The 21,830-nt window shown below is 46.3% G+C and carries 20 protein-coding genes; 11 read left to right on the top strand and 9 right to left on the bottom strand.

Going from position 1 to position 21,830, the window contains the following annotated elements; all coding sequences use genetic code 11:
* Position 1 precedes the first annotated feature (1 nt).
* The 3 genes from NSU15_RS25220 to NSU15_RS25210 all read left to right on the top strand — a co-directional run bounded on the left by NSU15_RS25220 (position 2) and on the right by NSU15_RS25210 (position 2,368).
* Positions 2-577, top strand: coding sequence for a class I SAM-dependent methyltransferase (locus NSU15_RS25220; RefSeq protein WP_076119472.1), 576 nt, complete (start codon positions 2-4; stop codon positions 575-577).
* Between the two features lie 31 nt (positions 578-608).
* A complete protein-coding gene (locus NSU15_RS25215; protein ID WP_339287965.1) occupies positions 609-1,184 on the top strand; it encodes a glycosyltransferase in 576 nt (191 codons plus the stop codon).
* A 143-nt stretch (positions 1,185-1,327) separates the two neighbouring features.
* Positions 1,328-2,368, top strand: a complete 1,041-nt coding sequence (locus tag NSU15_RS25210) for a glycosyltransferase family 4 protein (RefSeq protein WP_339287964.1) — start codon at positions 1,328-1,330, stop codon at positions 2,366-2,368.
* 73 nt (positions 2,369-2,441) lie between these two features.
* Here NSU15_RS25210 and NSU15_RS25205 read toward each other — a convergent pair whose 3' ends face one another.
* Positions 2,442-3,512, bottom strand: coding sequence for a glycosyltransferase family 4 protein (locus NSU15_RS25205; protein WP_339287962.1), 1,071 nt, complete (start codon positions 3,510-3,512; stop codon positions 2,442-2,444).
* Positions 3,513-3,714: 202 nt separating this feature from the next.
* On the opposite strand from NSU15_RS25205, the gene NSU15_RS25200 reads away from it, so the two are divergent.
* Entirely contained in the window at positions 3,715-4,848 is a 1,134-nt protein-coding gene (locus NSU15_RS25200) for a YhcN/YlaJ family sporulation lipoprotein (RefSeq protein ID WP_339287961.1), read from the top strand.
* Between the two features lie 82 nt (positions 4,849-4,930).
* Here the strand turns inward: NSU15_RS25200 and nagA are convergent, their stop codons facing one another.
* From nagA to NSU15_RS25160, 8 genes are all read right to left on the bottom strand, one after another.
* Positions 4,931-6,121, bottom strand: a complete 1,191-nt coding sequence (nagA, locus tag NSU15_RS25195) for an N-acetylglucosamine-6-phosphate deacetylase (protein WP_339287959.1) — start codon at positions 6,119-6,121, stop codon at positions 4,931-4,933.
* Entirely contained in the window at positions 6,109-6,837 is a 729-nt protein-coding gene (nagB, locus tag NSU15_RS25190) for a glucosamine-6-phosphate deaminase (RefSeq protein ID WP_042130833.1), read from the bottom strand. The genes nagA and nagB overlap by 13 nt, the downstream gene beginning before the upstream one ends.
* A complete protein-coding gene (locus NSU15_RS25185) occupies positions 6,837-7,715 on the bottom strand; it encodes a MurR/RpiR family transcriptional regulator (RefSeq protein ID WP_042130832.1) in 879 nt (292 codons plus the stop codon). Before NSU15_RS25185 ends, nagB begins: the two co-directional genes overlap by 1 nt.
* A gap of 234 nt (positions 7,716-7,949) precedes the next feature.
* Positions 7,950-8,927: a LacI family DNA-binding transcriptional regulator gene (locus tag NSU15_RS25180; RefSeq protein WP_042130831.1), complete on the bottom strand. Its 978-nt coding sequence runs from the start codon at positions 8,925-8,927 to the stop codon at positions 7,950-7,952.
* A gap of 294 nt (positions 8,928-9,221) precedes the next feature.
* A complete protein-coding gene (locus NSU15_RS25175) occupies positions 9,222-11,024 on the bottom strand; it encodes an FTR1 family protein (RefSeq protein WP_339287956.1) in 1,803 nt (600 codons plus the stop codon).
* Between the two features lie 60 nt (positions 11,025-11,084).
* Positions 11,085-12,416, bottom strand: coding sequence for an iron uptake transporter deferrochelatase/peroxidase subunit (efeB, locus tag NSU15_RS25170; protein WP_339287955.1), 1,332 nt, complete (start codon positions 12,414-12,416; stop codon positions 11,085-11,087).
* A 5-nt stretch (positions 12,417-12,421) separates the two neighbouring features.
* Positions 12,422-13,321 carry an iron uptake system protein EfeO gene (efeO, locus tag NSU15_RS25165; RefSeq protein WP_339287954.1) on the bottom strand — a complete coding sequence of 300 codons (900 nt, stop codon included), beginning with the start codon at positions 13,319-13,321 and terminating at the stop codon, positions 12,422-12,424.
* A 622-nt stretch (positions 13,322-13,943) separates the two neighbouring features.
* Positions 13,944-14,111, bottom strand: a complete 168-nt coding sequence (locus tag NSU15_RS25160) for a hypothetical protein (protein WP_167348515.1) — start codon at positions 14,109-14,111, stop codon at positions 13,944-13,946.
* A gap of 247 nt (positions 14,112-14,358) precedes the next feature.
* Between NSU15_RS25160 and NSU15_RS25155 the strand changes: the two genes are divergently transcribed.
* The 7 genes from NSU15_RS25155 to NSU15_RS25125 all read left to right on the top strand — a co-directional run bounded on the left by NSU15_RS25155 (position 14,359) and on the right by NSU15_RS25125 (position 21,805).
* Positions 14,359-14,583 carry a LuxR C-terminal-related transcriptional regulator gene (locus tag NSU15_RS25155; RefSeq protein ID WP_019908812.1) on the top strand — a complete coding sequence of 75 codons (225 nt, stop codon included), beginning with the start codon at positions 14,359-14,361 and terminating at the stop codon, positions 14,581-14,583.
* A 317-nt stretch (positions 14,584-14,900) separates the two neighbouring features.
* Positions 14,901-15,890 carry a LacI family DNA-binding transcriptional regulator gene (locus tag NSU15_RS25150; RefSeq protein ID WP_339287952.1) on the top strand — a complete coding sequence of 330 codons (990 nt, stop codon included), beginning with the start codon at positions 14,901-14,903 and terminating at the stop codon, positions 15,888-15,890.
* A 21-nt stretch (positions 15,891-15,911) separates the two neighbouring features.
* On the top strand, positions 15,912-16,889 hold the full coding sequence (locus tag NSU15_RS25145; RefSeq protein ID WP_339287951.1) for a BadF/BadG/BcrA/BcrD ATPase family protein: 978 nt from the start codon (positions 15,912-15,914) through the stop codon (positions 16,887-16,889).
* Entirely contained in the window at positions 16,886-18,184 is a 1,299-nt protein-coding gene (locus NSU15_RS25140; RefSeq protein ID WP_339287950.1) for a 6-phospho-beta-glucosidase, read from the top strand. Before NSU15_RS25145 ends, NSU15_RS25140 begins: the two co-directional genes overlap by 4 nt.
* A gap of 24 nt (positions 18,185-18,208) precedes the next feature.
* On the top strand, positions 18,209-19,135 hold the full coding sequence (locus tag NSU15_RS25135; RefSeq protein WP_339287949.1) for an ABC transporter permease subunit: 927 nt from the start codon (positions 18,209-18,211) through the stop codon (positions 19,133-19,135).
* A gap of 95 nt (positions 19,136-19,230) precedes the next feature.
* Positions 19,231-20,121, top strand: a complete 891-nt coding sequence (locus NSU15_RS25130; protein WP_042130810.1) for a carbohydrate ABC transporter permease — start codon at positions 19,231-19,233, stop codon at positions 20,119-20,121.
* A gap of 37 nt (positions 20,122-20,158) precedes the next feature.
* Positions 20,159-21,805 (top strand): extracellular solute-binding protein, encoded by a 1,647-nt coding sequence (locus NSU15_RS25125; protein ID WP_339287947.1) that lies wholly within the window; start codon positions 20,159-20,161, stop codon positions 21,803-21,805.
* Positions 21,806-21,830: the final 25 nt, after the last annotated feature.

Below are 21,830 nucleotides of genomic sequence, written 5' to 3'. Positions count from 1 at the left end.
TATGTACCGGGAAATTGAAGTGAATGACTTTCTACCAATCTTATTGGAGCAGTTAAAATTCTGTGAAAGTATACTGGATATCGGCAGTGGCACCGGTACCCTGCTTGAACGGTATGAAGCCGCAGTAGTCCTTGGACTAGAAATTCACAGACCTTACCTGCTGCATCGTGAATATAAAGCACCTCATATTATTCCTGTGCACGGGGATGCTTGTCATATGGATAAATTATTCCTTCCAAAGACGTTCTCAGCGGTCACTTTTATCGATTCAATTGAACACTTTGAAAGGAAGGAAGGACAAAGATTACTCGGGATGGCAGAGAGAATCGCCTATAATCGTGTAGTCGTATTTACACCTCGGGGTTTTTTTCCGCAGGAGGGAATGGATCATTATCACTTGCAAGGAGAATATTATCAAAAGCACCGGAGCGGATGGGAGCCAGAGGACTTTATAGAGCTGGGGTATGCTGTAACAGTACTTAAAGGTTTTCATCATGCTCAAAACCCATCGTTTCGTGAGGCGTTTGGTGAAGGTCATGCTCCGGTAGATGCCTTATTGGCTTGCAAAACAGTATAAAGGCCGAGCTTCAGGTGAAGGAGGTGAGCGCATGAGTGAAGAACCTAAAGTGTCGGTGGTCATTCCTTTTTATAACTGTCCATATGTGGATCTCGCCATCCAAAGCGTTTTGGAACAAAGCTATTCGAACATAGAGATCATTGTAATTGATGATGGGTCTACGCTTTGGATGGAGAAGCTTGAACCTTTCAGGGATAAGATTGTTTATATACGAAAAAACAATGGAGGAACCGCCTCCGCGTTAAATAAAGGAATAGATGCGGCTACCGGAACTTATTTTGCCTGGCTGAGCGCTGATGATTTATTTCATCCGAATAAAATCAAACACCAGATGCAAATGCTCAAGAGGACAGGTACTTCGTTTAATTATACAGCCTATTATTATATAAACGAGCAGGGTGAGCGGATTTCCGAGACGATAAGTATGATTTTTGACAGCAGGGCAAAGTTTATTGAGACCATGATGTTAGGCTGCCCGGTGAATGGAAGTACGGTCCTTCTTCATATGGGTATCTTCCGCGCAGTTGGGAAATTTAATGAGAGATTATTATATACACAAGATTATGATCTTTGGCTGCGTATTTTACCGTATTATACATGGTCTTAAATAGAGGAACCGCTGCTTGATTACCGAGTTCATAATGAGATGGGCTCAGTCATTCACAAAGAGGAGCAGAAAAAGGAGATTGAACAAGTACAAGCAAAACATCACAGGGTTCTATCGCGGTTGTTGCAAAAGGAGAGAGGGAGATGAAGTTAATATTTCCTGTTCTAACTCTTACCAGGGGCGGGGCCCAGCGTATGCTAGCGGAATTGGCCAATCGTTTGACAGAGATTGGTCATGAAGTAACGATTCTTTTACCCAGCGATGGTGTTGTAGAATACGAGACGGAATGTGAACTGCTCTATGCAAAAGAAGGTGAACTGGCAGCAAGCGATTTTCCTGTAGGAGATGTGATTATTTCCAACTTCTATACCACAGTTGAAGTATCGCAGCGGGCAAGTGAAGAGGGTAAAGGTGTTCATGTTCGATTGGCGCTTTGTTATGAGCCGGCCTTTTTACCTGACAATAGCCGTTCTTTTTCATCATATAATATTGCGACTAACCTACTCGTTCTATCACGCTGGCAACAAGGAATTGTCCAAATGAATCATGGCATTAAAGGGAGAATTGTACCGATCGGAGTAGGTCCCGTTTTTAAAAATATGCAAGTCCGTGATCCTAAAAAAAGGCTGGTAGTTTCTGCGATTATGCGCAAGCCAGAGGGTGGATTCTCAGCTCACCGTGAGCAGGATTATTTACTTCAGCAATTAAACAAGGTTAAAGCCTACCACCCGGAGGTTGAACTGTATTTGATTTCTCCTCCCGGAGAACAAGCGGAATCTGCAACGCTGCAAACTCTGGTGAACGATGAACGTTACCAAATAAGGACTCCAGCGGATGATACAGAACTCTGTTTCCATTATAGTGAGAGCGACATTTTTGTGAGTTCGAGTACGTATGATACAGGTTCGTTGCCAGGGATTGAGGCTATGCGTTGTGGTGCAGCGCTCGTTACGGTTTACTCAGGTGGGAATATGGAATATTGCACGCATGGCCATAACTGCTTAATGTCCTACCGATTTCAGAATAGGCTCGCAGATGATATTATAACCTTAATCAGAGATCCGGCTTTACGCCAACGATTAGCTCGTAAGGGTGAACAGGTTTCACAGAATTTCACTTGGGAAAAAAGCACACAAATATTTCAAAATGTGTTGTTTGAGATTGTATCAAGAAATCCATCTTAGTATGTCCCACAATTATAAAAGAACCTTCAAATCCACAAATAAAGTGGTTTGAAGGTTCTTTTGCAGTTAGAAGTTAGAAGATGGCAAAGGAGTTCATCATTTCACGAAATGACTGCGCATATTTTTCCGTACCGTAACGTGTAACCATATAATTCCTTCCTTGCTGGCGGAGTGCATTTCGCAGTGGCATATTGTTCATTAGCTCTAACCCTTCCTTGACCGCCGTTTCGATGTTGCCAAGAGGATAAAATTTGCCTGAGATATTATGCACAATAAAAGATCTAACACCGTCAGAATCCGTACTAAGTACAGGACAAGTGCAGCAAATGGCTTCTGCAACAGCATATCCAAAACCCTCTGTAATAGAAGTGGATAACAGAAACCCTCCAGAATTAGCTATGGAGGAATAATAAATCGGCATTACATGGTTAGGAATATTGGTGAAGGTACTTAGACGGTCGTTCAGACCTAAGTTTTGCAATTCTTCTTGGAAGGGCTGCTTTTGATCCTCTGTGGCTAATTCAGGGTCATGAAACATCCATAAATGAAGGTTTGGTTTGTGAAGGCGAAGTTGATGGGCAATTCTCAAATATTCGCGCCAATTTTTATTGCTTTCCAGACGCCCGACCCAAGCGATGACCGGATCAGCCGGAGGCTCGGCAGGGATGTGCTGAAAGGACTGGACATCAACAATATTGGGAATGACATATCGATGTAGCCATGGACAGATTTCAATAAACAGCTCCAGTAAATGATCCGTTGGTGGAATTAGGACAGCATTACAATAGGAGCGGAAATATGGGACAGCGTCTTTGATTAGTTCTTTTGCATGACTACGTTTTCCAAGTCCTTGGGATTCGTATATCAAAATACCGCTGTAACCAAGCTCACGCAGACGCTTCAGCAATAAATAATCCGATGTAACAATAATGGCATCATAGTTATGGGTCTCAAGTACTTCTTTAATCTCCTCATCTATAGAGGAAATAAACACCGGAAAGTTAGCCTTATTCTGGCTTCCTGAACCAGGCATTAGATATAAAACATGACATTCGATCCCATCACGCTGGAGACTTTCACACCGCAGCTTATTTAAAGTCTCCACCCCGCCACTCGGTACATAAAACGTGAATAAAACTTTCATGCACGCGCCTCCTAACTTTTGCGGAGCACTACCGACTCGTTGAAATACGGCTTACTGTTTATAAGATACGCCGATATGCATTGGCAGGTGACGGTCAAACGGGCACAGTTCCAAATCCTTTCAGGATAGCTTGTTCGCCGGAAGGTCATCCTAACGACTGTTATGCTGCACACATACAACAATAGAGATGGAGGATGAATTCATGATGCGATCCAAGATCAGCATGTCAGTCTCAGCCGCATTACTTCTAGGCTTGGTGAGTATTACAGGGTGTGGGACGAATACGGCAGAGAAGACTAATGTGCAAACTAATAGTGTCCGGGGGGTAAATGACGGACGTATCGGTGTAAACTCCGTACGCGGAGGAACGATGGGGACGCATAATATTACTAAAATGGAGGTCAGTCAGGAGCTCGCTGATCGTATTGCTGCTATGCCTGAAGTTCGCACAGCGAACGTAATGCTTGCAGGTAAGAATGCGTATGTCGCCGTAACGTTACATGATACAACTACTGGTCTGCGGGCTAAAGGAACTACATCCTATCGAGCAAAATCGTCTACAGTACCTCACAATTATGGACCGACAGGGGTCATGTCGGGTACTGGAAGAGTGAAAATAGGACGCGATGGAATGAATGATACAGGGGCGGTAACGAATGGGACGAACGGAACCCTAAGAGGTACTGTGAATACAGTTCCTGGTACAACAAGTACTGGACCTGCAACCAGAAACGGAACACTTGGCATGGGGACTCTGGGTACGGGGACGACAGGTGTGGGCACTCACAGAAATGGAACAACCGGAATGGGAAGTTTGGGGACAGGAACAGGGACGACCGGAACTAGAACCCATACTTATAATAATGGGCCTCTGCTGAACAGCAACGGTTCGAAACATAATGTCAATATGGGGATGGGCATTGGTAACGGAATGGGTATGGGAACTAGAAACAGCACCGGGATGACGGATGGCTTGGGAACTGGAATGGGCATTCGCAGCACCACTCCAAACTACACTAATAGTACCCATGGTACGAATTACAGAAGTAATTCTACCCACATGAACAGTACTCATTCGACTCACACGAACAACACAAATAACACTATTCATACAAAAGCAGCAGATACAGTTACAAAAGAAATTAAAGCGAAAATCGCTGCTGAAATTAAAAAACATGATGCAACCATTAAGGATGTATACGTATCAGCAAATCCAGACTTTGTAGATCGTGTCAATGTCTACGCAGAAGAGGCTCGTGCGGGTCATCCGATCAAAGGTTTTGTGGATGAATTCAGAACGATGGTTGAGCGAATTTTCCCGACTCGTAATTATTAATAAATAGTTTGATTTTTAAATAAAAAAGCAACAGTCCTCACCTTTATGGCGAGAATTGTTGCTTTTTTATTATACATCATTCTTATTGGACGGTAATTTGGCGCCCGCCAATCCATACACTTTGCAGATTGAATTCAGCATCAAGTCGCAGAATATCACCGCGTTTTCCGGGTTCTAAGGTACCGATGGAGCGTTCCATTCCAATGGATATTGCCGGAGTAAGGCTTGCAGCGCGGGAGGCTTCTTCTAGGCTGAGCCCTACTTCTTGTATGAGATAACGGAAGCCGCGGATCATGGTAAGTGTACTGCCCGCCAAAGCAGCAGGGTTATCTTTAAGTGTGGCAATGCCATCTTGAACCAGTACAGGTAAATCACCGATCGTATATTCACCATCGCTAAGTCCAGTAGCAGACATAGCATCTGTAATTAATAACAAATTGTTATCTTTTTTTAGATTAGCCACTAGAGAAATGGCTGCAGGATGAACATGTATGCCATCGGCGATGATCTCTGCACGTATGCGTTTATCGAACATTACAGCACCAGCAGCACCAGGCTTGCGGTGATGTAGCGGTGTCATCGCATTAAACATATGCACGGCTTGATTTAATCCGGCATCTGCCGCAGCAATGACCTCTTCAAAGGATGCATCCGTATGACCGAGCGCGGCGGTAATCCCATGCTTACGCAGCCATAGGATAGCCTCTAATGCACCTTCGCGTTCCGGAGCCAATGTGACTTGCCGGATCATGCCCGGATAGTCGTTCTCCCATTGTTCCAGCCACTCAATATTAGCCAGAACAATATGCTCAGGATTCTGAGCACCGGACCATTTCGGGCTGATGAACGGCCCTTCCAAATGCATACCTGCGATTTGTGTGTATGGCATCTCAGTGGCGCGATATGCATTTATTTCAGTAAATACTTGGTCAATAGCTGGCTTGGAAGCCGTCATAGTCGTAGCTAGCATGGTAGTAGTTCCTTGGGAGCTGTGAAATTTAGTGATGGCATTTAAAGATTCAGCATCACTATACATAAAGTCGTGGCCAGCCCCACCATGTACATGAACATCTACGAATCCAGGGATGAGCAGGTCTTCTGATGTTTGACCATCAGCTGGCCAGTGCGCGTAAACTTCTGGAAGCCATGTTGCCTCACCGGCGTAATGAATTTGCTCACTCGATACGGCAATTACGCCACGCTCAATTAATCCTTGGGGAGTCAGCACCTTACCAAACAGTAATTTACCTTGTTCTTTATTTATTTCAGCCATTTTCCTGCTCCTTCATCTACAAGGACGATAACATTCGGATGGCTCTGCAGTAGAGATGCAGGGCATTGGGTAGTTATCGGACCTTCAACGGCATTACGGATAGCTTCAGCTTTGCCAGCACCGCGTACTAGCAGAAGAATTTGGCGTGCTTTCAGAATGCCGCCGATGCCCATAGTTATCGCTTGCCGTGGTACATCGTCCAAAGAGTCGAAGAATCTAGCATTAGCTTCCCGTGTGTCTTCAAGCAAATCAACGACATGGGTTTTGCTGCTCAGATTAGCATCTGGTTCATTGAATCCGATATGGCCGTTGCTTCCAATCCCGAGAATCTGCAAGTCAACCGGTCCGTATTCTTCCAGCATTTTGTCGTAAGCGAGGCATTCCGCTTCCATATCTGCTGCGTTGCCGTTAGGGATATGTGTCTGTGCGGGATCAATATCAATATGATTGAATAATTGCTCATTCATGAAGCTGCGATAGCTCTGCGGGTGATCGACAGGCAATCCGATATACTCATCAAGATTGAAAGAAGTGGCTTTCGAGAAGCTTACAAGCCCTTTTTGGTTCATTTCAACCAATTTAGCATAAACACCCACTGGGGAACTTCCAGTCGCAAGACCGAGCACCGCTTTAGGATTGCTTTGAAGCAGACTGGCGATAAGATTCGCACCAGTTTGTACGAAATCCTCATCACTATTGAACTTAAGAATATTCATTAAGATTGACCTCCTCGTTTGTTTCGGTAATGTTGGACATTCAAATAAGATTGCTCCAGTCTAGGAATAAAATCCCCAAAACGGGTGCTGACCATTCCAGTAAACAAAATATCAATGATGTGTAACTGGGCAATACGTGAAGCCATATCGCCTCGTCGCATTCCTTTTTCCAAGGAGGAGGAGAACAGTGGGATATCAGCTAGAGTGGCCAAGGTACTGCTGCCGTAAGAGGTTAGAGCAATAGTGCTTGCTCCACTGGCTTTGGCACATGTTAAAGCATCAATGGTCTCTGGGGTTTCTCCGGAATACGATACTGCGAACACGACATCACCTTCAGATAGCGATGAGGCAGAGGTGATCTGCATATGGGAATCGGCGAAAGCAGTACAATTCACGCCAATACGGATCAACTTTTGATAGAAATCCTGAGCGACAATGGAGGAGGTAGCCATTCCATATAGATCCACTCGCCGTGCTTGGCATAATAAATTAACGGCTTCCTGTAGTCGTTCCAGATCCAGAAGTGAAGTTGTATCTCGAATGGATGTCAGATGGTTCATTTGCATTGCTTCCACAATAACGGAGAGTGGATTACCTGCAACAATATCTTGATAAGAAGAACCGCCATCCTGAGGAGCTGCATCGCTATGAGCAATCTCAGCAGCCAGCTTTACTTTGAAATCTGGAAAACCCTTGAAATGCAGAACCTTACAAAAACGTGTAATCGTAGCAGGACTAATACCGCATTGTTCTGCGAGTTCTGTGATGCCCATATGAACAATTTCACCTGGTGATGACAGGATCCGTTCCGCCAGCTTCCGCTCCATTTGAGAGAGCTTGGACTTTTCATGCTCAAGTGCATATAAAATTGGGGACATCCATTCACCTCGACTTCTAATGTAGCCCATTGAAATTATTTTTAAAATTATTTATAAAAATAAGAAAATTATTTTCATATTCAGAATAAAACAAAATCTATCCGGATGCAAGGGGTAAAAATGAATACAAAAAGGATATTATGCAATCACGCATAAACTCATAGATTTAAATCAAAACGGCCCACTTGCAGATGACTGCGAAGTGGACCGTTTTTGAACAGCGCCTGAATTGAGCTATACCGTTGAACGTTCAATAATGCGATATTCAAGCTTATAGTGGACCGGAAGCCTATCATTATTCTGAATCTGATCATAAATGATCCGAAAAGCTGTCGTACCCATTTCGGACAATTGGTTATCTATGGTGGTCAGACCCAGCGTTCGGCCGATAGGCTGGTTGTCAAATCCAATGACGGCCAAATCCTCAGGAATTCGAATACCATTCTTCCAGGCTTCGATGATTAGACCAGCCGCAACATGATCGCCAGATATAATTAGCGCGTCAGGCCGTTCCTTCATTTGGAGCAGATGGTGAAGCACACGAACCCCATCCTCTTCCGTTACACAGTCGTATATCATCCACTCTTCAGGATAAGGCTGACCAGTTGTGTCTAGAAAGTCCCGGAAGGCGATTTGCCGGATAGAGCTGCTGCTGCCATGTTGTCTGCCTTCACAGTAACCGATCCTGCGGTATCCTTTATCATTCAAGTATTGAAGACCGCTTCGAAAAGCGGAATAGTGCTCAATATAAACGGAAGAGAACTGGCAATTCCCTCTATCTTGGCAGACCACGATGGGACCATATGCTGTATATTCTTCAATAACTTCTGAGCTCATGCTTGTAGAGACAATAACCACGCCGTCAATTTCTTTATTGCGTAGCATCTCCAGTACTTTTATTTCTTCATCAGGTTGGTAATCGGTCTGGCATAAAATTAGTCGGTATTGTGCTAAAAGTGCCTCTTGGGCTAGTCCTTCGATGATCACAGAGAAATAAAATAAGTTTATGTAAGGAATAATAACTGCAATGGCTTGCGTACGACCGGTAATCAGATGAACGGCGTTCATATTACGTGAGTAATTTAACTTTTCAATCGTATTTAGGACTGCGGTTCTTTTGGCTTCACTTACATAAGGATGATTATTAAGTACTCGCGAGACCGTTGTCACGGAAACACCAGCCATACGGGCGATTTCTTTAATATTAGCCATTCGAGAACAACAGCCTCCTTTTGGTGCTTGTGTATAGTGTATAGTCTTTTTATTCTATCATATCGTCCGTAAATTACCTCCCAAATAAAAAAGCTTGCTATGGAATCCATTTCATAAATTAGACTGTATTTGCAAGGGATTACCGGACTAAACCGGCGTAACCTAACGGGCGTGACGGACCGGTAAATCTAGCCTCATTTCTAAATGTAATGGCCATCGGATCAGCTTCTTTTAAATGCTAAGAAAAACGGTTGTCATCGTTAAAGGATGACAACCGTTTTTCTTATGGCTATGCTATGCCGTTCGTGAAGCTCTTGGTGCTCTATTGCGCAACATATCCCACACAATAAACGCAAGGACAAGCAGTTGAGGCACTAAAGTTTCCCAAGTCGGATACATCCCGAGCCAGCTTATAGAAGGCAACCCATCCTGTACATGTGCGGGAAGTTTCCCAGCGACTTGAAGGGAGTGAATGCTTTCTCCAAGAAAGCGGAACACTAAATAGTAAATAAGAAGTGTAGCTGTACGGAAGAAGGCGGCAATTGGCAATTTTGCACTTAAGGCAATAATCGCGTATCCTACAATCCCTAGAATCACTAGAGCACTTCCGATTCCTAGCAGCAACTGAGACAGTTTAATGGAAGGCGCCATCCCTACATAAAAAATAGTGGTTTCTGCACCTTCACGTAAAATCGCGAGCGCTGCTACGGAGGACAATGACCATAGATTACCCTTGGCTAACGCTCCATCCACCTGTCGACCAACATAGTTGTTCCAATTCGCAGTATTTGATTTACTATGCAACCAGCGTCCAATGGTAAGCATCATAATGACGGCAACAAGACCCGTGATGCCCTCAATCATCTCACGTGCTCCACCGGATGCAGCGCGGGAAATGGTATAGGTGAGTAGAACCGCTAATCCGATACTCGCTACAAGTCCTACAGCTGCGCCAGACCAAATCCATTTTTGTGCTTTGGCATTTCCATTGCGCTTCAGGTAAGCAAGAAGGGCAGATAATACGAGGATTGCCTCTAGTCCTTCACGAAGAAGAATAAGTGCAGCATCCCAAGCATTATAGGTTGTTTCACCTGCCAAGGGAGTCAACTCAGAGACCATATTATCCATGATCTTCAAAGCCTGATCTAGTTTAGGCGGATTAGAAAGCAGATAGCCGGTGACCGCTGCGCTTTCGTTCTCGATATTGGTATAGACCGCTGGAGAAGCGATCTGCACTTGTCCTTCAGCAGAGGGCCAATCTACGATGAATTGCTCCATGATATTAGCCGCTTCTGCGCTATTGCCTGCTTTTGCGGTGGAAGAAGCTTTATTGAGGTGGCTGATCAGTCCTTCAATAGATGCTGGTTTGCTGGAAGTATCCCCAGCATCTATTGCTTTGCCTTCACTGTAATCGGCAAGGAGCTGATACAAGGCCTCGGCTTCTGATTTCGCCGACTCCTCGCGGAGCGGCTCTGCCTGCAGCGCGATGCGCAGCAGGCTTATCTTCGTCTCCAGCAAGCTGTAGACGGCGGAATTGTCGGCCCGGATGTTGCGCTCTGCCGGCTTCCATCCGCTGACGATGTCGCGGTACGCTGCCGCTGCCGCGCTCCAGTCGGCGCTGCGCACCGCATCCCGCGTGCGCTCTGCCGCGGGCAACAGCTTCGCCGCCGTCTCCCGACCGGCGGCTCCAGTGTCACCGCCGTCCGTGCCGGAGGCGGCGGTGACATACGCGTCCACGCTTCTTGCAAGCGTGGACAGTGCGGTTTTGGTGGGCGCACCATCGCCCGCCGCAAGGGCCGCCGCCGCGTCTGCAAGCGCGGCGTCAACGGCGGCAGCCGGACCGGCGAGTGCCGGGTCCGGCGTGTTTGCGTTCGCGGTGCGCCACAGCGCAGCGAACGCTTCTACATCGGCGGCGGCCGCGTCCCAGCGGCTCTGGCCGGCTTCGACGAGCGCGCTGCCGACTGGCGGCAGCAGCTCGTCGACCGAGCCATCACCCTCCGCCCCCGCCGCCGGGTTAGATAGCATCAGTATACATACGATGCTAAACAGAATCAGTACGGCTGCCTTCGATAGCAGCCGTTTATTAAGAGAGTACATCGGGATAATCCCCTTTCAATAATGGACAGGAACATTCGATTGAGAAACTTAGGGGCTGGCTTAGCCTAGAAGTGCTTCCCCGATGTAGCCGCCTTTGCGGATACCTGGGAAGCAGGCAAACACTGCGCTGCCGGTGTGCGTCATATATTCATTTAGCCGATCACTCTTGGAGAGACGCTGCTGGATCGCAACAAATTGCTTCATTAAATCCCGTTGAAAACTAATGAATAATAATCCTGCATCGAGCTGACCTGTTGCGGCATCTAATCCGCTGGAAATGGAGTAGGAGCGGCGCAGCATCTTGACTGTACCGTCACCATGCGCTAAAGCAGAATGTGAATCCGGCGGGATGACAGGTTTCCCGGATGCATCCGCCGCTTTAAGATTCAAATCATCGAATTCATCCTTTGCACCGATAGGTGCTCCGTTATGGCGATAACGGCCAAAGGTGGCTTCTTGATCGCTTAAAGAAGAACGATCCCAGACCTCAATTCGGAAACGTACACGGCGAACTGCCATATAAGTGCCGCCGCTCATCCATGAAGGACCGTCACTGCTGCTGTTCCAGACCACTTCGTTCATTTCTGCTTCATTCTTAGTATCTGGATTTCCCGTACCGTCTTTGAATCCCAGAAGATTACGCGGCGTCGTTCCTTTAGGGTCGGCTGTGCCTGTGCGCTGGAAGCCTTCCTGAGTCCAGCGGAGTACAGCTGTGCCGCGAGCGATACGTGCCAGATTTCGGATGGCATGGAAGGCTACCTGCAGATCATCAGCGCATGCTTGGACACAAATATCTCCACCACACCACTTTGGATCCAGGTTGTCTCCCGTAAATGCCGGAAGATCGGCTAATAGGGTTGGACGCTTGGAAGATAAGCCGAATCTGCTGTCAAAAAAAGAAGGTCCGACACCAAAGGTAAGCGTACAGCGTGAAGGGTTTAAACCATCTACTTCACCTGTATCGGAGGGTGGGAGATTAGGATTATCATTGACATCGCCTATGAGGCTGCCGGTAGTAAGAGAAGCTGCGGCAGTTGTCCATGCCTGCATTAGCTTTTTAACATCGGATAGCTTTGTTGTGGTGAGATCAAAGGCTGCGAAGTAAATAAAGTTCTGTGAAGGGGTTAGAATGCCGGCCTGATGACTCCCGTAAAAAGGAATGGAATCACCATCAGAGGCAACTGTTGGCTCAGCTACGGCATTATGCGCAGCCATAATTCCGCCAACACCTCCACCACCTAATAGTAGACCGAGACTAGTGGCGCCAGTAAGCCGCAGCATATCGCGGCGGCTTAGTTTTTTATCTAATATAGGATTGCTCTTGGATTCTTCATTGAGAGGGGCACCCTCTGCACTAGCTGGTAAATCGGTAAATCTGTTTTGCTTATTCATGATGGTCACACTCCTAGAATAGTTCCCATGTTGGACAATGGCTCAGCCAAGGCATCCAAATTTTGACTCAATTTACGCACATCTTCTTCTTTCAGCTCTTCATAGGAAACATATCCATCTCCAGATTTGAAAGGAGCAAGCTCAGCTTGCAAAGCTGCAAACCGTTCACCAATCGTTTTTTCCAGCTCAGCGTCTTTTTTCGCCAGTTCTGGCTTTAACAGCTCGTATATCTTTTGGGCGCCTTCAACATTAGCTACGAAATCATAAAGATCTGTGTGGGAGTAACGTTCTTCCTCACCTGTTACTTTGGAAGAAGAAACCTCATTAAGCAGTTCTACAGCACCAGTAACGAGCAGATTAGCATCGATCTCTACGGTCTCTACTTTTGCACGCAGAAGCTGGGCATCTTTCAATAATTGGTCAGCAACCTCGGTCATATCTTTAGTTGTATTGTCCTGCCAGAGCGCTTTCTCAAGCTTGTGGAAGCCGCGCCATTCAGCAGCATCTACGTCATTCTCGCGGGCATCAATATTCGGATCCAAATCACCAAGTGCTTCTGCAATCGGCTCAATTCGCTCGTAATACATGCGGGCCGGCGCATAAAGTGCCTTCGCATCCTCAATCTTTGCTTCTTTAACTGCGTTTGTGAAATTTTCTGTTTGCTTTACAAATTCATCACATTGCTCGATGACGTATGTACGATATTGCTCAACCGCTGATGTAAAGTCGGCAGTGGTTGCTGCAGAAGTATCAGATGTATTCGTTGCTACGGTACTGTTAGCAGCGGCATTTGTAGAGTTATTGTTGCTTGTGTTGCTATTACTGTTATCGTTGTTGCTGGTACACCCGGTAAATAGTATGGAGGCTGCAATTAGACCTGCAGGCACGGCATATGTGAATTTCATTGAATGAAGCACCCCTTTTTTATATGTGAATGATAATCGTTATCATTTATGCTGGATTTATCATAAGTCCGTATACATTTACTGTCAATATAAAATTGTGATGTATTTCATAGTTATATTTTGCAAGACAAAAAAACTCCCGGGACTGGGAGTTGAGTTTGTAGAAATATATCTAATTACATCCGGGTATTAGCAAGTTAACACTTCCTTTGATTTGATCATTTATTTGCGCGTAAGCAACTGCTATTGGACACATCTGCTCTTAAATGCAGCATATTTTGAGTTTGGATCGCTAACGGACCTCATACTCGCCATTGGCTTAAAAGTCACCCAACATTGACCGCTTCCTTAGTAGGAATAGCTGCACTGGGGTCCGAAACTCTGCTAAAAAGGCAATGAATTTACTAATAACGCCATCGGGGTCCTTTCTGTAACCCTCAGAAGGAGAAGATGAATACACTGTTGAAGCGGGCAGTTAACGACCAACAACACAAAACAGCGATTCCTCCAATAATGGCAGAATCGCTGCTCTGTGTTGTTTACGATTTTTATAATTAACCGGACCGTCTCACTTATAGAAAAAAGCTACTTATCGACAGCCCCATTCTGTGTCGTCTTTAATTTATTGTTCATTATGGGATTCATGTTCCGCAGAGGGGTGATTTTTGAATACTTCTGCGGCTTCCTCAGCAGAGAATTCCGGTTCAAACTTACCCACTAGTGGCAATTTGTTTAATTTCGTAGTTTGTACCTCTGCTTTAGTAGGTTGATTATTTTTCGAGTTACTCATATTTACACCTCCTTTAATAAGAAACAACAAGTTGTAGTTTGCCCTGTAAGGAGATGATTTTATCCAAGGAAATTTCAACGTTTTGCAGGTGAAAGCCCTCACTAAAGCCATGTAATAAGCCCCGGATGGTTAAGCCCATTTTGTAGTTATGACAGCACCATTAACTTCATCAATACATAATATGTTTTGACTGTATCCCTTTACCTTGTTATACCAAACAAACCCAGGGCAAGGAGGGGTGACACCATTGAAGGGGAACGAACACCACAGCAAATTTCTGTTGACTCATCGTGAGCGCGAAGTTTTCGAGCTTCTCGTGCAGGACAAAACGACTCGTGATATCGCTGGTTTATTATTTATCAGCGAAAAAACAGTTCGGAACCACATCTCCAATGTAATGCAAAAACTAAACGTTAAAGGCCGTTCACAAGCGGTTGTCGAGCTGATCAAGCTTGGGGAGCTGAAAATATAGCTGGCCATGTCTTCGGAAGTGACGCGTTTAAGCCTTCTCCACCTCTAGGGGTGAGGGAAGGTTTTTTGTAGTGTCCGGAATATTAATTTTGGCTGCAGTTTATGGATTGACGGATATTGGGAATGGTTGTAAAATCATGTTAAAGTTAAAACCTTTATACTTTTGGAAAAGTTCTAATACTTTCTATAAAGGGGGAACTGACATTCAATGTTCGATTCTCAGTCAGGACGTAGTTGTGACGAGTTGAGTTAATCTTTTTTATTTTCCCTAAAAGTTATAACGTTTAAACTATTGAACTTGGAGGCATAGAAGCTTAGATGAATATACATGATGTAGCCAAAAAGTCGGGACTTTCTGTAGTGACCGTATCCAGGGTGCTTAACAATTTACCATCTGTACGTGAAGCTAATAGACAGAAAGTGCTCGAAGCAATGGAGGAATTGAATTATCAGCCTAATTCAGCAGCGCGAAGTCTTGTGAGGGGCAAAACGGGAGTCATTGGTATGTCGATTACCAACTTTAACGATTCTTTCTATGACCGCGTGATTCGCGTGGTGAACCGGAAGCTGGCAGAACAGGGTTACTTCTTGGCCTTGTCCATAGCCGAGAATGAGGATGAAGGTGTTAACTTCCTGTTTCAGAAGGACCGCGTTGACGGGATTATCCTGTTGTCTCCGATTGAGGAAAAAGAATATGTGGATGAGCTGAAAAGAAAAAACATTCCGTTTGTCTTGCTGGATAACCAGCTCCAGCATGAGGATGTTCCCAGTGTTGTCGTCGATAACTATCAAGGGGGGTATGAAGCTACCAAACACTTGATTGATCTTGGACACACCCAGATTGCCTACATCGGTGGCCCTTCGGTGTTCCTGAGTGTAGCGGAGCGTAAGCGGGGTTATGTACAGGCGCTGGGTGAAGCGGGGCTAACGCCTTTTGGTACGGAATATTGCGGATTTACGGTAAGTAGCGGTTATGAGGTAGCTAAGAGATGGATTCGTGAAGATAAGCTGCCCACAGCCATTTTTTCTGGAGACGATTTTATTGCTCTAGGTGTTGTTCAAGCCCTGCGTGAGGAGGGAATTCTGGTACCTCAGGATATCTCAGTGGTTGGTTTTGATGATCAGCAGTTCGTAGGTGAATTTTATCCCCGATTGACGACAGTCAGACAGCCTGAGGCGCAAATGGGCAGCATTGGTGTTGATTTGCTGATGAAATTAATTAATGGGGAGGTGATGCCAGCTATTGTAACGAAGCTCGCTCCTCAGCTTCTCGTGCGTGAATCTACCGCATCTGTAAGGTTATCCTAAATATTAGGAGTGAAACGAATTGTGAAGTACTTTTTGGGAGTCGATGCAGGGGGCAGCAAAACCTACGCAATGATTGCAAATGAACTGGGAGCGGTCATCGGTGTAGGCAGGGGAGAGAACGGAAATCATCAAAATAATCGTGAACAGGCGGAGAATAGTTTGCAACAGGCCGTATCGGGAGCGATTATGGCGTCAGGGCTGACAAAGGATCAGTTGGAGTATTCCTGGTTCGGTCTGGCTGGAGCGGACAGAGAATCCGATTTTCAAATTTTACGACCAATCATCAGCAGACTTGGCCTTCCCCGAACTGAGATTTCCTGCGATACCTGGATTGCCTTGCGATCAGGTACAGAGAGTAATTATGGGGTCGTGCTGATCTGCGGCTCGGGAGTGAACTGCGCCGGTAAAAATCAGCGAGGTGTTACGTACCAATGTGGTGGATTTGGTTACCGGTTCGGTGATTACGGCGGAGGCTATGATCTAAGTATTGAGGTATTCCGTAGCGTTCTTCGGGCGGATGAAGGAAGAGAGAAAGAGACTGTCTTAAGCGAACGTTTAATTCATTTGTTGGGCTATTCCAGTGTTTCGGAGTTAAGAGAGGATCACCTGGATCATTCCAGAGACTTGCCTCCCCATATTGCTGAGCTGCTGTTTCAAGCGGCAGATGAAGGAGACCAGGTTGCCATCGGACTGCTGACCAAGCAAGGGGATGAGCTGGGTTTGGCAGCGGCATCGACAATCCGCCATTTGGCTATGGAGGAAGATTCCTTTGACATCGTACTTGCAGGCAGCCTATTGACCAAGGGAGATCGCTCAGGCATCATCCGGCGGGCCATTGAACAGAGAGTGAAGCATTTGGCTCCAAACGGCACTCTAAGGATTCTAACCCGGGAGCCGGTTGTAGGCTCGGTCGTTCTGGCGATGGAAAGCAGCGGTATGCGTGTAAATCAGGAGGTTCTTGGTCGTCTATCACTGGGTAAGGAGGGGCTATTATTATGAAGGATTCTTTGAAGCTCGTTGTTATCGGAGCGGGTTCATCATATACGCCTGAGCTTATTGAAGGCATCATCTTGCATTACAAAGAGCTTCCGGTCCGCGAAATATGGCTGGTGGATATTGAGGCGGGAAGTGAGAAGCTACATACGATTGCGGAACTGAGCAAGCGCATGATTGCTGAGTCCGGGTTGCCGATTACCGTGGCCCAGACGCTTGAGCGCAGGGAGGCCATCGCCGGAGCAGACTTTATCTGTACCCAAATCCGGGTGGGCATGCTGGAAGCGCGAAAATGGGACGAATTAATTCCGCTTCAATACAATGTCATCGGTCAGGAGACGACGGGTCCCGGAGGGATGATGAAAGGACTACGGACTATTCCGGTCATTCTGGATATTTGCAAGGACATTGAGGAGCTGGCTCCGGATGCCTGGTTGCTGAATTTTACGAATCCGGCCGGTATGGTGACTGAAGCTGTTCACAAACATTCATCCGTAAAAAGCGTAGGCCTCTGCAACTCGCCTATCGGTTTTCAAAAGTGGCTCTCCGAGTTCTTCGGACTTCCTATGGAGAAGATCTACGCGGAGTTTGTCGGCATAAACCATCTGCATTGGGTATCCGATGTCGTGATTGACGGTGAGAGCAAGCTGCAGGAGCTCATTGATTACCCTCAGAGCTACAAGGCTAGCAATGTGCCGTTTGATTCCTGGAACCACCGGTTTCTGAATGCTTTGAAAGCCATCCCCTCTTATTACCTGAGCTATTACTATCTGACGGACACGATGCTTGCGGAACAGAAGGAAGCAGCAGTAACGACCGGGTCGCGCGCTGAGGTAGTGAAGAAGGTGGAGGAGGAGCTGTTTGAGCTGTACCGGAACGTAGAGCTGAAGGAGAAGCCAAAGCAGCTGGAGCAGCGCGGCGGAGCCTATTACTCGGAAGCAGCAGTGCTGCTAATGCGCTCCATTTATAATGATTCCCGCGATATACAGACGTTGAATGTAAGGAATAACGGAATGATTGACTTCTTGCCGGACGATGCCTCCATTGAGGTGAACTGTTTGGTAACTAGACAAGGTCCGCTGCCGATTCCGATGCGCAAAATTCCTCAGTCCATCAAAGGCCTGCTAGCCGCGGTCAAGCAATACGAGAGCCTCACCATCGAGGCGGCTGTGCACGGAGACAGGGATATGGCCCTGCAGGCTATGGTACATCATCCGCTCGTGCCTTCGGTCACCGTAGCAGAACAACTGCTGGATGAAATGCTAGAGAAGAACAAAGCGTTTTTGCCGTTGTTTCACTAGAATCGTCCAGAGGAGGAAAAACGGATGAACACGGCCGAGAAACCAAGTAGATGGAAGAAATTCACCAGTCAATTGGATTTGCAGTCCATGGTTTGGCCGGGAATTATCTTTGTATTCATTTTTAGCTACATTCCGATGTATGGTGTGGTTATGGCATTCCAGCAATACGATATTTTTGGCGGCATTATGAAGAGTCCCTGGGTTGGATTTATGCATTTCAGAATGTTCTTCGAGGCACCGGAGTTCTGGAATGTGATGCGAAATACCATTGTGATCAGCTTGCTTAAATTGATTATCTCTTTTCCTGCCCCGATTCTTCTTGCACTGATGCTGAATGAGATCGGGAATATGGGCTTTAAACGCGTTATCCAGACCGTCAGCTATTTACCTTATTTTTTGTCCTGGGTTATTGTATCTGGTTTTGTATTTTCGCTGTTATCCGTTGACAACGGAACGGTGAACTATGTGCTGGAGCGATTCAATCTAGTCGGGGAGCCGGTTAACTTCCTGGCGTTACCCAAATACTTCTGGTCCATTCTAGTAGGTGTAAATGTATGGAAGGAGGTCGGATTTGGGAGCATTGTTTATCTGGCTGCAATTGCAGGCATTGATCCGACCCTATATGAGGCCGCTTCTATAGACGGAGCAAGCCGTTTTAAGCAAATTCACTTAATTACACTCCCCAGCATTACCCCCATTATCATCATCTTTATGATTCTTGCTATCGGCAGTCTGCTCAGTGCGGGCTTCGAGGATATTTTGCTGCTGGCAACCAATCCAATTCTGCGACCCTACTCCGATGTTATCGACACCTATGTGTACCGTGTTGGGATTTTGAATGCCAGATTCTCTTATGCGACAGCGGTAGGACTATTTAAAGCAGTCATCAGTGTCATTCTGCTGGTGATGGCCAACAAAATCGCGCGCCGGGCAGATGTTAGTCTCTGGTAGGTACTACTACTCATAGCGAATGCTTCCGATGCAAGTTTTATTGGGATGTATCGACTGTAAGTAATGCTCCATAAACCTTTTAGGAGAGGTGAACAATGAGACTAAGCCTGGGCGACAAAATCATGCAGCGGACTATTTATATCCTTTTGACGCTGCTGGCGCTACTTATGCTGTACCCATTTTGGAACGCGCTGGTCATTTCCTTTAATCTAGGGAGCGATACGGCGCTCGGCGGTGTAACCTTGTTGCCGAGAGCATTTACCCTGGAAAATTATTATATTGTGTTTCAGGATCATCGCCTGCTGAATTCTTTTCTGATCACCATTCTTAGAACATTGAGCGGCACGGCATTGTCCGTCTTCTTCACGGCCCTGTTAGCTTACGGAATGTCCAAGAAAACATTGCTTTTTCGAAAACAATATATGGTGTTCTTCATGATTACGATGTTCTTCAGTGGAGGGCTCATCCCTAGTTATTTACTAGTTCGCTCTTTGGGTATGCTGGACACCTTTTGGGTTCTGATTATCCCCGGCATCATCAGCGTCTGGAACATGATTGTCATCCGCACCTTCTTCAACGCTTTGCCTGAGGGGCTTGAGGAATCGGCCAAAATCGACGGTTGCAGTAACTACGGCATTTTCTTCCGAATCGTTATTCCCGTCTCCGGCCCGGTGCTGGCCACGATTGCTTTATTTACTGCGGTTGGTTACTGGAACGACTGGTTTACGGGAGCGATCTATATTACGAAGGACGAACTGCTTCCCATACAGACTCTGCTGCGGCAGGTTATGAACTCCAACATTATGACCCAAATTGGTTCATCGAATGCCATCGCGCTGGATCATATGAACCGAAATCGGACGATTACTACGAAGTCACTGACCATGGCTACGATGATGATCGCTACTATTCCGATTATCCTGACGTACCCTTTTCTCCAAAAGTACTTTGTTAAGGGCGTAATGATCGGTTCATTGAAAGAATAGCAGCAGTCTCCATATTATGTAGAAAGAAGGGAAAAGAATGGGCAATCGTATGAAATGGGTATCGCTTCTGCTGACTTCGCTGGTGCTTCTTCTCGCTGCCTGTAGCGGAGGGGGGAATTCTAACACTTCACCAAACACAAGCGAGAAAAATCTGAATACCGAGGTCGCCACTGATGACGGCAGCGGGATTAAGCCCGTCACCTTCAGCTTCTATGGAAATTACGACTGGCTTACGACATCACCCTGGGGGGATAATGAGGCGACAAAATGGATTCAGGAGAACCGTAAGGTTACTGTTGAACCGATTCAATCGGGAGGTGCGGCCGGAGAAAAACTCAACACGATGATCGTCGGTGGTGATTTACCGGATGTCATTTTTACTGACCGGGGATCCTCAGTGGAACGGCTGGTGCAGGCAGGGCAACTTGTTGCGCTGGATGATTACTATGACAAGTATCCGAACTTCAAGAAATATGTGAAGGAATCCACCCTGAATTTGCTCCGTTCAGATGACGGAAAAATCTATCAAATCCCCAACTGGTATACATCCGGGCAATTCGGCAACGGCGGATGGATGGTAAATAAAGATATTTATAATGAGCTCGGCAGACCGACGCTGGAGACCTTTGATGATTTGTATCAATATTTACGCTTGGTGCAAGAGAAGTATCCGGATGTTGTACCTCTGGAGGTTGGCGAGAAGGGGGCAGGTCTGGAAATTATGTATGGCGGTTTTAAGGAGAACTCCACCAGTAAGTTCATTTCACTCATGGGATATCCGGAAGGCGACAAGCTGTCATCTATCTTGGACGATCCTGCCTACGAGGAGATGGTGCTGTATATCAATAAGCTGTATCGTGAACGGCTGATTACGCAGGATGCACTGCAACAAACCCAAGATGCGGTCAAAGAAAAGGTCAATACCAGCCGGGTAGCGGTCATGGTCGAATCCAATATCACTACGTATGGAGCCGAGGGACACCGTGCACTGACTGCGAACAATCCGGACAGCGGTTATGAAATTATATGGCCGATTCATAAAGCCGGACTAGACAAAACACAAGTGTTTGTAAGCGGTTTCGAGACACTGGGTTGGAACGTCAATGTCATTACGAAAAAGGCCAAGGATCCGGAGGCCATCTTCGCTTACTTTGACTGGATTACGGGTCCAGAGGGACAGAAGGTGCTTTTCTTCGGTCCTAAAGGCTTGTACTGGGATGAGGAGGGCGCAGACGGAGCACCAATTCCGAACGAGAAATACAAGACGACTCCTGCTAACGAGCGTACGGAAACGATGAGAAAATTCGAGGACTTTAACTGGGCAGGAAATACGACCTTTATTGATACGGCAAAAATGAGCCTCGAGGCGCTGCTTTCTGCGAACCAGAAATCATGGGAGACAGTGGCGCAGTCCACGGTCACCTGGAAAACCGCGCTGGACATTACGGAATTTGTGAATACCGATCCGCTTCCAGATACGGAGATCGGCATCATCGCACAGAATGTAGGGGATATTTATACCCTTGCTTACGCACAAATGGTTCAGGCGAAGTCGGATGAAGAGGTATTGTCGGCACTGGAGACAGCCAAAAAGAACACCCAAAAAGCGGGCCTGAATAAGCTGCTTGAGTTCAGAACCGAAAAATGGCAGGAGAATGTCAAGAAAATCAACGCGACGAAATAAGACTTTTATAAAATCTTATACTTGT

The sequence above is a fragment of the Paenibacillus sp. FSL E2-0201 genome (assembly GCF_037963325.1).
GTDB lineage: Bacteria > Bacillota > Bacilli > Paenibacillales > Paenibacillaceae > Paenibacillus_AQ.
The sequence above is the reverse complement of the archived record's forward strand: the minus strand, read 5'-3'. Positions and strand labels throughout refer to the sequence as shown.

What these genes read in the sequence shown, in the direction of transcription:
- NSU15_RS25180 (WP_042130831.1), bottom strand. Translation starts at nt 8,927, where the DNA reads ATGGCTAATATTAAAGAAATCGCCCGTATGGCTGGTGTTTCCGTGACA.
- NSU15_RS25130 (WP_042130810.1), top strand. Translation starts at nt 19,231, where the DNA reads ATGAGACTAAGCCTGGGCGACAAAATCATGCAGCGGACTATTTATATC.
- NSU15_RS25185 (WP_042130832.1), bottom strand. Translation starts at nt 7,715, where the DNA reads ATGTCCCCAATTTTATATGCACTTGAGCATGAAAAGTCCAAGCTCTCT.
- NSU15_RS25200 (WP_339287961.1), top strand. Translation starts at nt 3,715, where the DNA reads ATGATGCGATCCAAGATCAGCATGTCAGTCTCAGCCGCATTACTTCTA.
- NSU15_RS25205 (WP_339287962.1), bottom strand. Translation starts at nt 3,512, where the DNA reads ATGAAAGTTTTATTCACGTTTTATGTACCGAGTGGCGGGGTGGAGACT.
- NSU15_RS25135 (WP_339287949.1), top strand. Translation starts at nt 18,209, where the DNA reads ATGAACACGGCCGAGAAACCAAGTAGATGGAAGAAATTCACCAGTCAA.
- nagB (WP_042130833.1), bottom strand. Translation starts at nt 6,837, where the DNA reads ATGAATATTCTTAAGTTCAATAGTGATGAGGATTTCGTACAAACTGGT.
- NSU15_RS25150 (WP_339287952.1), top strand. Translation starts at nt 14,901, where the DNA reads ATGAATATACATGATGTAGCCAAAAAGTCGGGACTTTCTGTAGTGACC.
- efeO (WP_339287954.1), bottom strand. Translation starts at nt 13,321, where the DNA reads ATGAAATTCACATATGCCGTGCCTGCAGGTCTAATTGCAGCCTCCATA.
- NSU15_RS25125 (WP_339287947.1), top strand. Translation starts at nt 20,159, where the DNA reads ATGGGCAATCGTATGAAATGGGTATCGCTTCTGCTGACTTCGCTGGTG.
- NSU15_RS25220 (WP_076119472.1), top strand. Translation starts at nt 2, where the DNA reads ATGTACCGGGAAATTGAAGTGAATGACTTTCTACCAATCTTATTGGAG.
- NSU15_RS25160 (WP_167348515.1), bottom strand. Translation starts at nt 14,111, where the DNA reads ATGAGTAACTCGAAAAATAATCAACCTACTAAAGCAGAGGTACAAACT.
- NSU15_RS25210 (WP_339287964.1), top strand. Translation starts at nt 1,328, where the DNA reads ATGAAGTTAATATTTCCTGTTCTAACTCTTACCAGGGGCGGGGCCCAG.
- NSU15_RS25215 (WP_339287965.1), top strand. Translation starts at nt 609, where the DNA reads ATGAGTGAAGAACCTAAAGTGTCGGTGGTCATTCCTTTTTATAACTGT.
- nagA (WP_339287959.1), bottom strand. Translation starts at nt 6,121, where the DNA reads ATGGCTGAAATAAATAAAGAACAAGGTAAATTACTGTTTGGTAAGGTG.
- efeB (WP_339287955.1), bottom strand. Translation starts at nt 12,416, where the DNA reads ATGAATAAGCAAAACAGATTTACCGATTTACCAGCTAGTGCAGAGGGT.
- NSU15_RS25175 (WP_339287956.1), bottom strand. Translation starts at nt 11,024, where the DNA reads ATGTACTCTCTTAATAAACGGCTGCTATCGAAGGCAGCCGTACTGATT.
- NSU15_RS25140 (WP_339287950.1), top strand. Translation starts at nt 16,886, where the DNA reads ATGAAGGATTCTTTGAAGCTCGTTGTTATCGGAGCGGGTTCATCATAT.